Genomic DNA, 13,776 nt, shown 5'->3' on the forward strand with positions numbered 1-13,776 from the left:
TTCGTTGCGTCCCCCGCGTTGGTCCTGCGCGAGGGATTCCAGCAGGGGCCCGCCTTGTGGCTGAGTCGCCTGGTCACGGTTCCTTTCGACTGGAGGTGGATGGAATGGGCAACTCGAAGACCTGGACGCACATCTTGATCCTTGCCCTTGTCGTGCTGGTGGCGGGCGGCGGTCTGTTCTACGCCGTCCAGCGAAACCGCTTGTGCCGGGAAGCCGAAGACAACCTGCGCACGATCACCGAATTCAAAGCACGCCAGATCTCGAATTGGTTCCTGGAGCGCCAGGGAGATGCTGCCATCCTGGGGGCCACGCTGTCCTTGTCGGACGAGGTCGACCAGCTGCTGGTGGCCGCATCTAGAGCGACCCACCCAATCGAAGCCACGCGGTCCGAGCGGTATGTCAAATCCGCGTTTGAGCGAATTCGAACACACTATGGATTCCGTGAAGTCCAGCTGGTGAACCACCAGGGCCGCGTAGTGGTCAGCGTCGCGGGCCTGGCCAAAGAGCTCGATCCAGATAAGCGGGAGGCGGTCCTGGCGGCCATGCGGGATGGGCAACCGCGCTTGGTCGACTTGCACGTGTGCGCCAACGGAAATACCCCGCATTTGAGCTGGGTCGCGCCCGTGCGGAGTGTCCGGGCCCCAGAGGGCGCGGCGATCGGCGTGGTCGTGTTGATGGCCGATGCCGCAGACTTCCTTTATCCCCTCATCCAGTCGTGGCCGCGAAGCAGCCGCACGGCCGAAACCGTGTTGGTCCGCCAAGTGGGTGACAGCGTGGTCTTCTTGAACGATCTGCGCCACAAGCCCGGCACGGCGCTTCGGTATCGCCTGCCACTGACCCAGAGCGACCTGCCTGCGGTGTGGGCGGTGACGGAGGGCGATGCGGTCCGCCATGGCAAGGACTACCGTGGGGTTGATGTTTTGGCCGCGACCCGGTTCGTGGAGGGCACGCCGTGGGCCATTGTCTCCAAAGAGGATGCCGCAGAGGCCCTGTCCTTCATGCGCCACCAGTCGACCCTGGTCATCCTCGTGGTGGTCGTTCTTCTGCTCGCCATCGGGATCGGGTTGGCCTTGGTGCGACAGCGTGAAGAGCGCCACCACCTTCACGTGCTTCTGCAGAAGGAGCGAGAGCTGGGACGGGCGGCCCGCCATCACCAGGTCGTGCTGCAGTCCATTGGCGACGCGGTCATGGCAACAGACGCCGAAGGCCGGGTTGACTTGATGAATCCGGAAGCGGAGCGACAGACCGGTTGGACGCTTGAACAGGCCCATGGTAAGCCGCTGGAAGAGATCTTCCAGATCGTCAACGAGGAAACGGGCGACACGGTGGAAAGCCCCGTGTCGCGGGTCATCCGGGAGCGCAAAGTGGTGGGCCTGGCCAACCACACGCTGCTGATCAACCGCGCAGGAGACCGGCATCCCATCGCGGACAGCGGTGCACCCATTGAAGAGGACGATGGCACCCTGTCTGGCGTGGTGCTGGTCTTCCGTGATCAGACGGAGGAACGCATTGCCAAGGGCGCGCTGGAGCAAAGCGAGCGTCGCTTCCGGTCCACGTTTGAGCAGGCCGCCGTTGGCATGGCCCACACGGACAGCGAAGGCCGCGTGCTGCGCGCCAACGAGGCCACATGCCGCATGCTGGGCTACACGCAAGCGGAACTGGCCAGCATGACGTATCACCAAGTGAGCCACCCGGACGAGTTTGCAGAAGACCTGGTCGCGCGGATCAAACTGATGGCGGGAACCGAGGCCTCGGTGTCGCGCGAAAAGCAGCTGCTGCGAAAGGATGGGAGCCTGTTCTGGGCCACCGTGACCGTGTCGCTGGTCCGTGATACAAACGGAGAGCCGGCCTACTTCATCTCGGTGCTGCAGGACATCACTACCAAGCGTCAGGCCAAGGAAGCCCTGCGGCGCATGAAATACTGCGTGGATAACGCATCTGACATGGTCTTTTGGATTGCCCCAGATGGCAGGATTCTCTACACCAACAAGGCGGCCGAAGTCCAAACCGGATACCCGATAGACGAGCTGCTTACGCTTTCCATCTATGACCTGGACATAGAACTGCGCCATGATGATTGGCCCAAGCACTTCAACGGTCTGAGAGAGCAAGGGTCGATCCTGTTTGAGACCCAGCATCGGCACAAGGATGGCCATGCATACCCTGTGGAAGCCCACGCTACCTACGTGTCGTTTGATGGTCAGGAGTTCAACTTTGCCTTTGCCCGTGACATCTCGTCCCGAAAGGAGGCAGAGCGGGAGCAGGAAGCCCTGCGCGGCCAGCTGGTGCAGTCCCAGAAAATGGAAGCCGTAGGCCGCCTGGCCGGCGGCGTGGCCCACGATTTCAACAATATCCTGCAAGCCCTGCTTGGGTACGGCAACATGCTGCAAGAGGTGATGCCCGCGGACAGCGAAGCGGCGGAGTTTGCAGATGAGATCGTGAACGGCGCGCACCGCGCCGCGGCCTTGACACGCCAGCTGCTGGCGTTCAGTCGCAAGCAGAACATCCAGCCCCGCGTGTTGGATCTCAATGACACCATCGTGGGAATGCTGAAGCTCTTGGGCCGCCTCATTGCTGAGGAGATTGACCTGCAGTGGCATCCCGCAAACAACCTGCAGCCCGTTCGCATGGACCCAGAACAGATCAACCAGGTCTTGGTGAACCTGGTGGTCAATGCCCGTGACGCCATCGAAGGGACAGGTGCGATCACCATCGAAACCGATGCGGCCGTCTTTGATGAGGAGTACTGCGGGCACCACGAAGGAGCGGTTCCAGGCAGCTACGTCGTGCTGGCTGTGAGCGACACGGGTTGTGGCATGGACGAACTGGTGAAGGCCAAGATCTTTGAACCGTTCTACACGACGAAGGGCCTGGGCAAAGGCACGGGCCTTGGCCTGGCCACCGTCTATGGTGTCGTGAAGCAAAATGGTGGGTTCATCAACGTCTACAGCGAGCCCAATCAGGGCACGACCTTCCGCATCTATCTGCCCATCCACGAGGGCGGGATCGTGGAAGAGACTGCCGGACAACCTGCCGGCCCCATCTACCACGGCACGGAGACCATCCTGGTGGTGGAGGACGAGCGGCCCCTGCTTCGCTTCGCCGAACAGCTCCTGAAGAGCATGGGGTACACGGTGATTGCCGCTGAGAGTCCCATGCGCGCCCTGGAACTGGCCCAGGCGTACCCGGCACCCATCCACCTGCTGCTGACCGACGTGATCATGCCCCAGATGAGCGGCCGCGAGCTCTACAACGCCCTTCTCAAGCAGCGGCCGGACCTGCCGTGCCTGTACATGTCGGGCTACACGAGCAACGTCATTGCGCACCGGAGTATCCTTGAGGAAGGCGTCCATTTCTTGGCCAAGCCCTTCACGCGCCAGGAGCTAGCCACGAAGTTGCGGGTCATCCTGGACGTGCAGTGATGCCCTGCTGGACACCCCACGGTGCGCTGTTCCCAGAGCCGCGCACACTTGCTGGATTTCCGCCAGGCAGTCGGCCAGGGGATGGTGGGGCATCTGGGATTCGATGGGCGGGGTGATCTCGTCCAGTGTGCGCACGTCACGCACTTGCTTGGGGCTCCAGGGGACCGGGCAGCCGGCGGCCAGCAGCAGGTGCTCCAGGATGGCGATGTCGAAGTGGCCGCGGCTCCAGATGCAGGCGCCCGGGTCGGTGACGAGGCCGTGCAGCTCGTCCCGCAGGTGCGTCTCTACCTCGGCGAGCCGGTAGGGCTTGAAGACCTCGATGTGGGCGACTTCCCGGCTGCTGTCGAGCATGTTCCCAAGGGATTTCTCCTGGCTGGCCCACCAGGCCACGGTCTCGGTGGACACCGTACGGCCGGCCTGGATCTGTTCGTCCACGGTGCGACGGCAGTCGGTGACGCTGGAGCGGGTCGCGTCGAGGGTGTAGGTGCCGTCCTTCAGGTCGAAGCCCACGATGGCAATGGCGCGGATGACGGCCGATGGCGCCGTGTCCCAGGTCTCGATGTCGATCATGTAGTGACGGGGCATGGGGTCTCCTTTCGATCAGTGGTCGCGGGTGTTGACGAGTTGGGCGCCCGGACGCAGTAGCCGCTGGTGGGCGTGTAGGGCTCGTGCTCGAAGACCCCGTCCTCGCGGATGGCGTAGGCCGTTTTGTCCAGCTTGAACGTGCGCCGGGCGACCTTCAAGGCATGGCGCCGGTCCCGGGCGTCCACCACGCAGAGGTGAACCTTGGCCGCCTGGCTGCGGAAGATGAGGTGTCTCATTCCGGCACCTCTTCAATGGTGATGCGCACGCGGTGGGAATTGCGCGTGGGATCGTGGAGGAGGGATGCACCGAAGGTGAGCTCCTTGGTGCCATCTGCCATGGTATCCCAGAAGAAGATGTCTGGGAACGCGCCACCACCTCTGGGGATGTGGGCATGGATGACTCGCCGTCGCCCATGGCGCAGGTTGCCCGCCGGCGTGGCCAGGCCACCTTCAATCTCCAGGCAGAAGCGGCAGCGCTGCTCCTCGATTCGTTCGGGTACCCACAGTGTTTGGGCCCCGACGTGCACCGTCCGCACCTGGGCTTTATGCCGCTCTTGGTTTGCACGACGCTGTGGGAGACCCGGCCCAGGCGCTTGCGGCACCAGGTGGGCGCGGGGCTTGGCTTGGACACCCTCATTCTTGGTTCTCCTTTCCGATGGCAATGGCCAGTTGGGACATCCGCGCGCGTTTCCTGGCGTTGGCCCGCTCCTGTGTGGTGCGCTTCCGCGCGACGGTTTGGCGCTCTTCATAGCAGCCGCACAGCTCGGCCGAAGCGGTGGACGGGGTCGCCGTTTGCCGGTTGCGGTGGATGCCAAGCGCGTGGAGCGCCCCGCCCACGGTGCCCACAGGGCGTCCGAAATGGTCCAGGTAGACCATGGGAACGGGATGCTCGGCAAAGGGCACCCACAAGCATTCGCCCAGCTTAGAGGGCAGCGCGCGGCTGGTGTCAGGATTGGTGGCCGGATTGAAGTGGCAGCAGGTGCCACAGGTACACGCGCTCACGCTGGCCGCCTTTCCCGCCGGTCCTTCGCCGCGGCCGCGGCTTCTTCGCCCTGACGGATGGTGTTGAGCTTGTTGGCCAGCTCTTTGCCGGCGCGGTGCAGGAAGCTCCTGGTGCAATGGTGGGCCACCAGCTCGATCAGCAGGACTTCTGGCTCACTGGCCAGCACCAGGCCGCGGCCCTTGACGTACTCCACGCGCGGGATCACAGCCGGCCTCCCCGGATCGCGGCCAGACGGGCAAAGGCGTCGAGCTTCCGCTGCAGCCGCTCCTTGGCTTCCTGGGCGGCATCCCAGCGTTCGCGCGCCCGGTGCGTGGCCAGATTGCCCGGGTCCTGCATCTGGTGACTCTGGCCGCGCAGGGTCTCACGCCGGCGGCGCTTGGCGCGGCGGAGGTTGGATTCACGTGTCATGGCCGCGGTCCCTGGGCTGCGCCGATGGTGTTTAAGAGCTGGATGCCGTCCTTCCGGACTTCGAGGGCTGTCTCGCTGTTGGGCTCGATCTGGCGCAGGGCGCGGCGCAGCATGACGATGAGGTCCGCCGTGTTCTTGGCAGCGGCTTTCCGGCGCGCGACCACCTCCTCCTGGCAGGCCAGCACGTCGTAGCTGCCATCGGGCTGGTACCAGCGCAGGGACTCCTCCTCCAGCTGGGCCAGCCGTGTGGCCGCAGTCGCGTCCCGGGTCTCCAGCTCCTGTAGCAGGCGCACCAGCTCGCTGGCCGTGCCGCCATAGCCGGGATCCAAGAGAACCTGCAGCGTGCGGACTGACTCGTCCAGGAAGCTGACCTGGCGGCGGAGTTCTTTCAGGTCATCCACGGTCGGCCTCCTCGTTTGCGTCCAGGCCAATCTCAGGGGCAGGTCCCGGCGGCGGAGGAGTGAGCTCAAAGGGCGGTGCTTCGATCGGCACCGGCACGATGCCAGCCTTGACCGTGGCCTGCTTCACACGGATCTGCTCGATGCACGTCCAAATGCGCGCCAGCTCCGTCTCGCCGGTGGCGTGCATGTCCAGGCCATGGGCCAGGCAGTAGGCGGCCAGCGTGACCATGACGCCGCCGACCTCTTGCGCGGGTTCGCCTTCGCGCCGGCTGTAGACGTGGTGCACGATGTGGCGGACCCGCGTGGAGTCGTAGTGGCCCGACTGCAGCAGTTCCAGCACCTCTTCCAGCAGGCGGTCGCCGCGCTCGGTCTTGTCAGCCAGGACGTCGGGGCCGAAGGCTTCCAGGACCCAGGGAAGCACGCGGGCCTGCAGGCTTTCGCCCGGGGTCTGGGCGGACTCCAGAGCCTTGGCTTGGCCGGCAATCAGCTCGGCCTGGTCGGCCGCCAGATCCTGCAGGCGCTCCCAGGCGTCGAAATGGGCGCGCTGGGACGGGTTGGCGCTTCGGATCCGCATCATGTTCAGCCAGGCGGAGAAGCGGTCGTCAGGCGTGGCACGCCTGACCAGACTGAGGGCGTCGAAGGACACGCAGCCGGTCTTGCTGATCAGCCAAGCCGCCTTCTGTCCGTCAAACAGCTCACTTGTGGACTTCACGCGGTAGACAAGGCCGGTGTGGGGCCCGCCGATGACGGGGTGGTAGTGGACGAGATCGCCGGCGTAGAAGACGGGGTCAGGCATTTTCCTCTCCTTTATGCGCGGCCGCGCCCTTGCTCCGTGCCCGGGCCTTGTGGATGGTGGCGTCGATGACCGTGGACTCTCCCCAGCGGGACTTCAGCTTGGCGATGGCATTCTCCAGGTCGCCGCGCGTGACGGCGGTACCGCCGACGGTGATGGTCAAGACGTAGGTGGGCTTCATGCGGGGACATCCTTCCTGGCGGGCTTCTCAGGCCTGGGCAGAAACTCGGTTGGCCCATTGTTTGAGTTCGGCATCAGGGGGAGCCAAATCGCCGGGACTATCAGCTTGTGCCGGCTGTGGCAGCGGCGGTAGTAGTCAGCGGCCTGCGTGCCCAGGATCATCACCCAGGGCATTCCGCTGACATGGCCCTTGGCCATGACCTCGCGCCAGTCGGCGCGGTCCAGCCTTGTGGCGTGGCGGTACCGCCGGCTCGTGATGCAGTAGCCGTACGCCAGGGCCTGCTGCAGGGTCAGGCCTCGGCACGTGGGTAGGCCAGGGTGCTTCATGCTTCGTCCTCTGTTTGGAGTTGGGGCTCGCCGGCGAAGCCCGGGCAGCCAAGCATGCGCCCGCCGTCAGCCAGGTACACGCACAGCTCGTCCGACGTCACCAGGGCCAGGTCCATCGTGCGGGCGTAGGTCCGCCAGCCAGGCACAGGCTCGAGCACGCAGCAGTTGCGCGCGGTCAGATGATCCACGCGACGCGGCGGGTTGCTCTCGGACATTGGCCAGCCTGCGAAGCGCACCACGCAGCCGGGTTGGATGGCGGGATTGTGCCCGGGCCGGACGGCATCGCGCGATGAGTAGGTATCGCTGCCGGACGCCAGGCGCGGGCTACGGCAAGGGCCGAAGATGCCGCCCCGCAAGGGGTCGGTGCTGCGCTTGAAAGTCATGGGCGGGCTCCCAGTTTGATCGCGCAAGCGATCAGGATCCGCAGGCACTGGCGCCGGCTGCAGAGTCCGATGTGGGCCGCTTCCGGCTCGCAGCGCAGGACCTGGGCCAGCCACCTGTAGGCGTCGTCCCGGGCCTTGTCGCGCTCCTCCTCCGGCGCCTGGCACCAGAGGAGGTCGAAGACGCGGTGGGCGGCCAAGCGCCAGGGCTTCAGTTCGGGCGGGGTTGGCGCGAACGGAATGGGCTGGCCGTTGGCTTGGGCGCGCAGGTAGCCCGCGCACTCGGGGTAGCGCGCGCACCCCCAGAACAGACCGTTCCGCGTGAACTTGAGGACCATGGGCTCCAGGCAGCGCGGGCATGCCGGGCGGTTGGTGATGGGGATACCATGGGCGGCCGCTGCGCTACGCGGTTCCTGGCTCATGGACTAGCTCCTCCTCGGCTGGCCGCCAGAGGCCGGAAGCAGCATGGGCAGGATTTCGACCATCGTGCAGGTCTCGTAGGCGCGCCGGATCATGGGCAGGGAGTGCTCGCCCACGGTGCATCCGTCGGGCAGAACCGTGTGCGCCAGGAACTCTTGCTCGGTGGTGGTGATGCCGGAGTCGACGGCTTCCAGTTTGGCCTTGATGACCAGGGCCAGGGCCCGCCAGCGCTGGCGCGTGGCTTGCTCCCAGGCCCTTTCGGCGGCCTCCGGATCCCGCTGCTTGCCCCGGGCCGGAGTCCGCGTGTAGGCCGGGTCCTGCTTGCTGGGCAGCGGCAGCACGAAGCGGATGTGCCGGCCGGCCATGTGGAACTGCACGACGGCATTCTCTTCCCGCCAGCCGTACATGTACTCGCTGGCCCCGTAGCGGGTGAGGATCTGCTCGATCTCGGCCCGGCTCCGTTCCGCCGGGACCGTGGTGTCAGCCGCAAAGCGCGTCATGCGATGGCCTCCGGCGTGCCCGGGTTCACCATCGTGCCCGGCTTCTTGCCCGGGGTCGTGGTCAGGCTGGGCCCGGTGACGAAGCTGCAGGCGGCCAGGGCGATGCGCCGGCCTGTCTTGTCGATGAAGGTCAGGCGCCAGAAGTGGCGCGTGTTGGGGGCCAGGCGCGTGAGCGTGTGCTGGACCAGCCCGCTGGTGAGCACGACGCGCCGAACCGTGGGCATGAAGAGCGCGTTGAGCGCGACCTCCAGCTCAATGCGCGCCATGCCGTCACGCGGGCGCCAACGCAGGGACACGGCGTCAGGCGACACGTTGTGCTGGCCATCGGGTGGATTGAGCAGGTCCTCCAGCCGGGGCGCAATGCCCACCACCATGCCCTGGGTTCCGGAGAAGTCCATGTAGCCGGGGGTGATGGAGTCCAGCGTGTACCAGCCGTTGTAGGTCCCGTTCCAGCCGAAGTTCAAGTGCTTGAACCCATCGCTGCGCCAGCCGTCCAGGTTGAACGCGTGGCCGCCCTGGGCGCCCTGGCCGCGGTGGATAATGGGCCGGCCGGCCGCCAACTCCTCCTGGATCAGGGCCTCCCATTCCTCCGCCGGCGTGCTGGCGCGCCACACCAAGCGGGCCGCGTCCTGGTAGCGCAGGAAGCTCTTGAGGGCTGTCACGATGTTGCCCGAAGAGGCCGTGGACGTCCGGGGCCCGTAGTTCATGCGCACGGCCACGCCAGCCATGTAGAGCAGGCGCGCCGCGGCGGACGTGGCACCGGCGTCCAGCATGGCCTTCCACTCGGGCGCCTCCTCCAGCATGTCCAAGTCGATCGGTCCGTAGACGTCATGGTCGTAGCCCTGGACGTGCTGGCCACGCCAGGGGTGCTGGTGGAAGTGCAGGACCTGGCCCATGGCCGTGGCCACGCAGCCGGCGTAGGCCCGGCCCCCGGGGCCGGCCGCATCGATGGGGCAGTCGGCGTTCCAGCCGGCGCCCTGGCCCCAGCGCGCAGAAAGCAGCGGGGCTATCTCTTTGACCGGCTCCTCATCCTGGGCGCGCGCGCTTTCGTCCAGGAGCTGCATCCAGGCGTCCCGGTTGGGGTTGGCCGCGGCCGCGCGCTCCGGCGGGGCCTGGCGGGTGAGGAGGATCTGCCGGCCCCAGGCCGACACCAGCTCGGCCAGTCCTGGCGGGGCGTCGGCCATCTCGTGGAAGTCGCCGCGCGTGGTCCAGCCCAGGATGGGCTGCGCCTGCATGTCGCCAGCGACCAGGGCGACGCCGGCGCCGTCACTGATAACGAACAGGCCCGGGTAGCCGTCGTCCAGCTCCAGGGCCTCTCGGATGACGACGCCCATGCGGCCGGCGGCGGCGGCCGGGTCCGACACGCGGCCCAGCCAAGTGCGTGCGGCCTGCAGGGCCATGTCCTGGGTGACAGGTTCAAAGCTCATGTGGGATTCCTTTCATCAGGCGTGGGCGGATTGAAAGAGGCAGCCGTGGCCACAAACCAAGCCGCGCCGTGGGGTGGCGCATCCTCCGGCACAGGTGGCAAAGGGCTGGCGAGAGTGGTCCAGCTACGCAAGACAGCTCCCGTGCTGCCGTCCGGCTGTTGCTCTACCACCTGCAGTTCGTTCACGAAGGGGCGGAGGATGTCGACCAAGTCCTCCAGGAGGCGTTCAGCGTGGTCGCGCCGCAGGCCCTTCAGCCGGCGAACCGGGTGTGGGATTTGCCAGCGGATGACGAGGCAGCAATCGTGGGCGGACGGCTGCGGGTGGGCCGTTGGCATGTTGGTCATGCAGCCCCCTGCTTGGCCTTCTTGCGGCGGTCTTCGCGCCAGAACCAACCGTCGATTTTGAAACGCCCCGGGCGATACACGTCACCGTCGCGGCGCCTCACCGGAGAGGTCTTTCGACGCTCAACCCCATCCCACTTCTTCTTCATGCAGCCTTCACGATCTCGCGCAGCAGGTCCGCGGCCACAGGCGGGCACACGGCGTTTCCGAGCAAGTGGATGGCCAGCCGGCGCTGGGCCGGCAGTTGGTAGTCGGAGGGGAAGCCCATGCCCGCGCGGATCTCATCCGGCGTCAACATGCGCATGCGGTCGTCGTCCACCAGGGCCCAGCGGTCCAGCGTGGTGAGCGTGCCGATAGGCTTGGACAGGCTGCGGCCGGTCTTCCAGCTCCCGTAGTAGCCCATGAGGAACCGGCGGCCCAGCTCGCGGCGCCCGCGCTCGATGCGCGCCAGAGTGGCAGCGGCCCGGCCGGGGCGGTCCACCAGATTCCAGCTGCCGGCGCCAATGTCCACGAAGGACTCGGCCGGGACGTGCTGCCGGGCTGGCAGGTCCAGCTGGAGCGGGCTGCGGCTCCTGGTGGCCACCAAGAACAGCCGGCGGCGGTGCTGCGGCACGCCGTGGTCGGCGGCGTCCACCAGGTGCGGGGCCAGCGCGTAGCCCAAGGCTTGCAGGGCCTGGCACCAGGCCGGGAACAGCGCCCAGGCCTGGAACTCCGGCACGTTCTCCACCAGCACGACGGCGGGCCGGTGACACTCCGCGGCGGAGACGACAGCCCAGGCCGATGAGCGCGCCGCGTCGTGGTGGGGCCGGTCCTTTCCGCGGGCGCGGCTGTGGCCCTGGCAGGCCGGGCTGGCGAGCAGGATGTCGTGGGCCGGCACCTGGGTCCAATCCGCCTGGTGGAGGTCCTGACACAGTTGCTGCGTGTCCGGGTGGTTGAGCTGGTGGATGGCGACGGCCGCGGGCCAGTGATTCGCCGCCCACAGCACGTCGATGCCAGCCAGCTTGGCACCCTGGCTGAAGCCGCCAGCGCCGGCGAAGAGGTCAATGGCGTTCATGCCGCGGTCTCCGCGCACGCACTGCAGAGGTCAGGCTCCACCCACCAGCAGCCACCAGGGCAGGCGCGGTCCTCTGTGCAGCCACAGACGCGGCAGGCCGAGCCCACGTCCCCCAGGGGGTGGCTGGTGCGCTCCCTGCGCGTCCGGGGCACGCCCTGCCCAGGGTCTTCCAGCCCCAGGTGTTGGGCGCGGAGGACGGCATGGATTTGGCCGGCGATGCGTTTGGCCGCGCTGACACGCTGCTCGTGGCTGATGGGTCCGTGGGTGTCGATGGCGCACTTGAGCCCGCCGGCGACCAGGCGATCGAGACGCTGGCGGTCCATGGGCCGGCAGCGCAGCGCCACCAAGGCAGGCAGCTCGCCCCATGGCGTGTCGTGCGGGGCATGCAGGGCGTCCAGGACGGCCGCCAGGGCCTCGTCGGCCGTGAGGAGTGTGGGCTCAGCCATGGAGCAGCTCTTGCTTCAGCCCACCCACCTGGAAGTGCAGGAGAAGGACCTCGCGCGTCAGGTCCCGCTGCAGCTGGTCTCTGCCTGGATCGTTGCTCGCCATTGCCTGCAGGGTTTGAAGGCGTGACTCCAGGTCGAGCACGCGCTTCTCCAGCTCCTCCACCTGAGGTATGCGCTGGGCCGCTGGACGTGGGGTCGGGGCGACAGCCTGCCCCAGGACCATTGGGTCCCGGGGCAGGTCGTCAACGGGAAGGAAGGCCGGCCATCCCGCACGCATGGTCAGGACTCCTGCGCTTGCAGAAGACGTGTCACCGGGACACCAAAGAACTGGGCCAGCTCGAAGAGGACGCGCAGACTGGGGCTGTGCCCGCTGTCCTTCAGGATGGATTGCACACTGCCCACCCCGATGCCGGACAGCTTGGCCGTAGTGCAGATGCCAATTCCCTTCCCCGACTTCGTGGGGAGCTGGTACTCGCTCATCAACTGGCGCAGGTTGACCCTTACCGAGTGGTGGAGGTCTTGATTGGCCGTGGACATGGTGCGCTTGCGGTACTTCAAAGGCATTCGTCAGGTCTCCAATTGGGCCAGGGCCGGCGCTTCTTCTTCAGCGCCTTGATCACCCTGGGGTCGTCAGCGGGAAGAGTGCGCGCCGCCTTGCCTTGGTTCAGCGGCCGACAGCCGTTCCAGACGATTTCCAGACCATGGGCACCATGCGGCTTGGCCTTCACGCGGCACAACCAGCGGCCCAGGTTGGGCAGTGTCAGGGCCTCGTCTGCATCCAGCTCGTCCAGCAGCTCGCGGACCACGTCGAAGACGTCGCGGACGGCTCGATCCGCGTCCTTGGCCGTGTAGCCGTGGTAGGCGCGCATGCGGTTGATGACGTCTTGGGCGACCATGGATCATTCTCCGAAGGGGTCGTCGGGTTCGGGGTCTCCGCCGGCGGGGTCCAGGTTCTCGTCGTCGTCCAGGTCCTCTTCCGGGTCCTCGTCCACGGTGTCGCCAGGCACCGTAGCGGCGGGCGTGGCCGGTAGGACAACCGGGTCGGCGGGTTCGGCGGGTTTGCTGGGATCCGGGCGCGCACCGGTGCTGGCGCCCGACTTGATCAGCGACTGGTGGAAGTCGCCGGGGGCTTCGCCCAGGCCGGCCCAGATCAGGGTCACCCGCCCGGTGAGCTCGTCAAAGTCCCCGCGCCAGGGCAGCTCGCTCATGAACAGCGGCCACCGAGTGCGCATGCCGTTCAGGTCCTCCACGGGCTGGTGCAGCTTCTTCAGCTGGCTCTTCACCAAAGCAATGGTGGCCTGCAGCTTGACCACGTCGCGCGGCTTCTCGGCGAACTCCAGCTGTGTGCGGGCCTCATCCGCCTCGCGCATGAGACTGCCGAAGAAGCGCCCCCAGCCGGCGCAGGCAGTGAGTTCCTGCAGCTGGTGCACTTCGAGGGACAGGTGGTCATAGGCCTTGCAGTCGGTGTCCGTCAGCTTGTTGCCCTTCTCCTTGCCGGCAGGCTTGGGCGCGGGTTCTTGGCTCTGTGTGGTCGGAGTGTCGGGGCTCGGGTGCAGGGGCACCACGTGCTCTTCGCGGGCCTTCCTCGGTCGCATGTAGCCTCCTCTTGGCTTGTTGGATTGGTGGATCAAGTGGTCTTGGGCGCACCCAGGCACGCCTGGGTGGCGTTGTCGAGGTGCTGGACGGCGTCGTCCTGGAGCGAGGCATCCCGTGCGCCGGCCGGATCCATTACGCGGATGAGCTCGCGCGCAGCAGCGATCTCCTGCAGCATGATCATGGCCCGCGCGATACCGGGGGCCCGGGCTGCCCGTGCGTCCAGGCTGGCCCCTTCGGCCACTCGCTCGGCCAGGACGCTGGACTCCAGCACGCCCATCTCGCCCGTGCCCTGGATGGCTTCGGCCACCAGCTTCAGGGCAGCCGCGGCCGCCTCAGACGTTTGGGCCGTGGCCTGAGATGCGTCCAGTAGTCCTCTGTTGAGGTTGGCGCGCCAGGCGGTGCGGTCCTCCTTGACGGCAGCACGGGCCGCGCGGCGGGCCAGGACAGTGGTCAGCGCACCGACGAACAGGGGCGTGAACACGCAGGCAGTGACG

At 66.8% G+C, this 13,776-nt stretch carries 24 protein-coding genes; 1 reads left to right on the forward strand and 23 read right to left on the reverse strand.

Annotated elements, in window-relative coordinates:
* The first annotated feature begins 104 nt into the window (after positions 1-104).
* On the forward strand, positions 105-3,422 hold the full coding sequence (locus WC326_08290) for a PAS domain S-box protein (protein ID MFA7331056.1): 3,318 nt from the start codon (positions 105-107) through the stop codon (positions 3,420-3,422).
* Here the strand turns inward: WC326_08290 and WC326_08295 are convergent.
* From WC326_08295 to WC326_08405, 23 genes are all read right to left on the reverse strand, one after another.
* Complete coding sequence (locus tag WC326_08295) at positions 3,384-4,007, reverse strand: 3'-5' exonuclease (GenBank protein MFA7331057.1); 624 nt, start codon at positions 4,005-4,007, stop codon at positions 3,384-3,386. The genes WC326_08290 and WC326_08295 overlap by 39 nt on opposite strands.
* Entirely contained in the window at positions 3,989-4,243 is a 255-nt protein-coding gene (locus WC326_08300) for a hypothetical protein (GenBank protein ID MFA7331058.1), read from the reverse strand. Before WC326_08300 ends, WC326_08295 begins: the two co-directional genes overlap by 19 nt.
* Complete coding sequence (locus WC326_08305) at positions 4,240-4,542, reverse strand: hypothetical protein (protein MFA7331059.1); 303 nt, start codon at positions 4,540-4,542, stop codon at positions 4,240-4,242. The genes WC326_08300 and WC326_08305 overlap by 4 nt, the downstream gene beginning before the upstream one ends.
* 97 nt (positions 4,543-4,639) lie before the next feature.
* Positions 4,640-5,008 (reverse strand): hypothetical protein, encoded by a 369-nt coding sequence (locus WC326_08310; GenBank protein ID MFA7331060.1) that lies wholly within the window; start codon positions 5,006-5,008, stop codon positions 4,640-4,642.
* On the reverse strand, positions 5,005-5,214 hold the full coding sequence (locus WC326_08315) for a hypothetical protein (GenBank protein ID MFA7331061.1): 210 nt from the start codon (positions 5,212-5,214) through the stop codon (positions 5,005-5,007). Before WC326_08315 ends, WC326_08310 begins: the two co-directional genes overlap by 4 nt.
* A complete protein-coding gene (locus tag WC326_08320; protein MFA7331062.1) occupies positions 5,211-5,417 on the reverse strand; it encodes a hypothetical protein in 207 nt (68 codons plus the stop codon). The genes WC326_08315 and WC326_08320 overlap by 4 nt, the downstream gene beginning before the upstream one ends.
* Positions 5,414-5,818 (reverse strand): hypothetical protein, encoded by a 405-nt coding sequence (locus WC326_08325; GenBank protein MFA7331063.1) that lies wholly within the window; start codon positions 5,816-5,818, stop codon positions 5,414-5,416. Before WC326_08325 ends, WC326_08320 begins: the two co-directional genes overlap by 4 nt.
* Positions 5,811-6,614 (reverse strand): hypothetical protein, encoded by an 804-nt coding sequence (locus tag WC326_08330; protein ID MFA7331064.1) that lies wholly within the window; start codon positions 6,612-6,614, stop codon positions 5,811-5,813. The genes WC326_08325 and WC326_08330 overlap by 8 nt, the downstream gene beginning before the upstream one ends.
* Positions 6,607-6,792: a hypothetical protein gene (locus tag WC326_08335; GenBank protein MFA7331065.1), complete on the reverse strand. Its 186-nt coding sequence runs from the start codon at positions 6,790-6,792 to the stop codon at positions 6,607-6,609. Before WC326_08335 ends, WC326_08330 begins: the two co-directional genes overlap by 8 nt.
* Complete coding sequence (locus WC326_08340) at positions 6,789-7,118, reverse strand: hypothetical protein (protein MFA7331066.1); 330 nt, start codon at positions 7,116-7,118, stop codon at positions 6,789-6,791. Before WC326_08340 ends, WC326_08335 begins: the two co-directional genes overlap by 4 nt.
* On the reverse strand, positions 7,115-7,501 hold the full coding sequence (locus tag WC326_08345) for a hypothetical protein (protein MFA7331067.1): 387 nt from the start codon (positions 7,499-7,501) through the stop codon (positions 7,115-7,117). The genes WC326_08340 and WC326_08345 overlap by 4 nt, the downstream gene beginning before the upstream one ends.
* Positions 7,498-7,920, reverse strand: coding sequence for a zinc-finger-containing protein (locus WC326_08350; GenBank protein MFA7331068.1), 423 nt, complete (start codon positions 7,918-7,920; stop codon positions 7,498-7,500). The genes WC326_08345 and WC326_08350 overlap by 4 nt, the downstream gene beginning before the upstream one ends.
* Positions 7,921-7,923: 3 nt before the next feature.
* Positions 7,924-8,418 (reverse strand): hypothetical protein, encoded by a 495-nt coding sequence (locus WC326_08355; GenBank protein MFA7331069.1) that lies wholly within the window; start codon positions 8,416-8,418, stop codon positions 7,924-7,926.
* Entirely contained in the window at positions 8,415-9,845 is a 1,431-nt protein-coding gene (locus WC326_08360) for a C10 family peptidase (GenBank protein ID MFA7331070.1), read from the reverse strand. Before WC326_08360 ends, WC326_08355 begins: the two co-directional genes overlap by 4 nt.
* Positions 9,842-10,189 carry a hypothetical protein gene (locus tag WC326_08365; protein ID MFA7331071.1) on the reverse strand — a complete coding sequence of 116 codons (348 nt, stop codon included), beginning with the start codon at positions 10,187-10,189 and terminating at the stop codon, positions 9,842-9,844. The genes WC326_08360 and WC326_08365 overlap by 4 nt, the downstream gene beginning before the upstream one ends.
* Positions 10,186-10,335: a hypothetical protein gene (locus WC326_08370; protein MFA7331072.1), complete on the reverse strand. Its 150-nt coding sequence runs from the start codon at positions 10,333-10,335 to the stop codon at positions 10,186-10,188. Before WC326_08370 ends, WC326_08365 begins: the two co-directional genes overlap by 4 nt.
* Positions 10,332-11,240, reverse strand: coding sequence for a DNA cytosine methyltransferase (locus WC326_08375; protein MFA7331073.1), 909 nt, complete (start codon positions 11,238-11,240; stop codon positions 10,332-10,334). Before WC326_08375 ends, WC326_08370 begins: the two co-directional genes overlap by 4 nt.
* On the reverse strand, positions 11,237-11,686 hold the full coding sequence (locus tag WC326_08380; protein ID MFA7331074.1) for a hypothetical protein: 450 nt from the start codon (positions 11,684-11,686) through the stop codon (positions 11,237-11,239). Before WC326_08380 ends, WC326_08375 begins: the two co-directional genes overlap by 4 nt.
* Positions 11,679-11,963, reverse strand: coding sequence for a hypothetical protein (locus WC326_08385; protein ID MFA7331075.1), 285 nt, complete (start codon positions 11,961-11,963; stop codon positions 11,679-11,681). Before WC326_08385 ends, WC326_08380 begins: the two co-directional genes overlap by 8 nt.
* Before the next feature lie 2 nt (positions 11,964-11,965).
* Positions 11,966-12,250, reverse strand: coding sequence for a helix-turn-helix domain-containing protein (locus WC326_08390; protein MFA7331076.1), 285 nt, complete (start codon positions 12,248-12,250; stop codon positions 11,966-11,968).
* A complete protein-coding gene (locus tag WC326_08395; GenBank protein MFA7331077.1) occupies positions 12,241-12,582 on the reverse strand; it encodes a hypothetical protein in 342 nt (113 codons plus the stop codon). Before WC326_08395 ends, WC326_08390 begins: the two co-directional genes overlap by 10 nt.
* A 3-nt stretch (positions 12,583-12,585) precedes the next feature.
* The gene (locus WC326_08400; GenBank protein ID MFA7331078.1) at positions 12,586-13,281 is read right to left on the reverse strand and encodes a hypothetical protein; all 696 of its coding nucleotides are present in this window, start codon (positions 13,279-13,281) and stop codon (positions 12,586-12,588) included.
* 32 nt (positions 13,282-13,313) lie between these two features.
* Positions 13,314-13,763 carry a hypothetical protein gene (locus WC326_08405; GenBank protein ID MFA7331079.1) on the reverse strand — a complete coding sequence of 150 codons (450 nt, stop codon included), beginning with the start codon at positions 13,761-13,763 and terminating at the stop codon, positions 13,314-13,316.
* Between the last annotated feature and the right edge of the window lie 13 nt (positions 13,764-13,776).

The sequence above is a fragment of the Candidatus Delongbacteria bacterium genome (assembly GCA_041675285.1).
In the GTDB taxonomy this organism is placed as follows: domain Bacteria; phylum CAIWAD01; class CAIWAD01; order CAIWAD01; family CAIWAD01; genus CAIWAD01.

Coding starts and splice junctions, on each gene's coding strand:
- WC326_08360 (MFA7331070.1), bottom strand. CDS start 9,845: ATGAGCTTTGAACCTGTCACCCAGGACATGGCCCTGCAGGCCGCACGC.
- WC326_08400 (MFA7331078.1), bottom strand. CDS start 13,281: ATGCGACCGAGGAAGGCCCGCGAAGAGCACGTGGTGCCCCTGCACCCG.
- WC326_08330 (MFA7331064.1), bottom strand. CDS start 6,614: ATGCCTGACCCCGTCTTCTACGCCGGCGATCTCGTCCACTACCACCCC.
- WC326_08370 (MFA7331072.1), bottom strand. CDS start 10,335: ATGAAGAAGAAGTGGGATGGGGTTGAGCGTCGAAAGACCTCTCCGGTG.
- WC326_08395 (MFA7331077.1), bottom strand. CDS start 12,582: ATGGTCGCCCAAGACGTCATCAACCGCATGCGCGCCTACCACGGCTAC.
- WC326_08300 (MFA7331058.1), bottom strand. CDS start 4,243: ATGAGACACCTCATCTTCCGCAGCCAGGCGGCCAAGGTTCACCTCTGC.
- WC326_08340 (MFA7331066.1), bottom strand. CDS start 7,118: ATGAAGCACCCTGGCCTACCCACGTGCCGAGGCCTGACCCTGCAGCAG.
- WC326_08375 (MFA7331073.1), bottom strand. CDS start 11,240: ATGAACGCCATTGACCTCTTCGCCGGCGCTGGCGGCTTCAGCCAGGGT.
- WC326_08320 (MFA7331062.1), bottom strand. CDS start 5,417: ATGACACGTGAATCCAACCTCCGCCGCGCCAAGCGCCGCCGGCGTGAG.
- WC326_08345 (MFA7331067.1), bottom strand. CDS start 7,501: ATGACTTTCAAGCGCAGCACCGACCCCTTGCGGGGCGGCATCTTCGGC.
- WC326_08350 (MFA7331068.1), bottom strand. CDS start 7,920: ATGAGCCAGGAACCGCGTAGCGCAGCGGCCGCCCATGGTATCCCCATC.
- WC326_08380 (MFA7331074.1), bottom strand. CDS start 11,686: ATGGCTGAGCCCACACTCCTCACGGCCGACGAGGCCCTGGCGGCCGTC.
- WC326_08295 (MFA7331057.1), bottom strand. CDS start 4,007: ATGCCCCGTCACTACATGATCGACATCGAGACCTGGGACACGGCGCCA.
- WC326_08390 (MFA7331076.1), bottom strand. CDS start 12,250: ATGCCTTTGAAGTACCGCAAGCGCACCATGTCCACGGCCAATCAAGAC.
- WC326_08335 (MFA7331065.1), bottom strand. CDS start 6,792: ATGAAGCCCACCTACGTCTTGACCATCACCGTCGGCGGTACCGCCGTC.
- WC326_08290 (MFA7331056.1), top strand. CDS start 105: ATGGGCAACTCGAAGACCTGGACGCACATCTTGATCCTTGCCCTTGTC.
- WC326_08355 (MFA7331069.1), bottom strand. CDS start 8,418: ATGACGCGCTTTGCGGCTGACACCACGGTCCCGGCGGAACGGAGCCGG.
- WC326_08385 (MFA7331075.1), bottom strand. CDS start 11,963: ATGCGTGCGGGATGGCCGGCCTTCCTTCCCGTTGACGACCTGCCCCGG.
- WC326_08365 (MFA7331071.1), bottom strand. CDS start 10,189: ATGACCAACATGCCAACGGCCCACCCGCAGCCGTCCGCCCACGATTGC.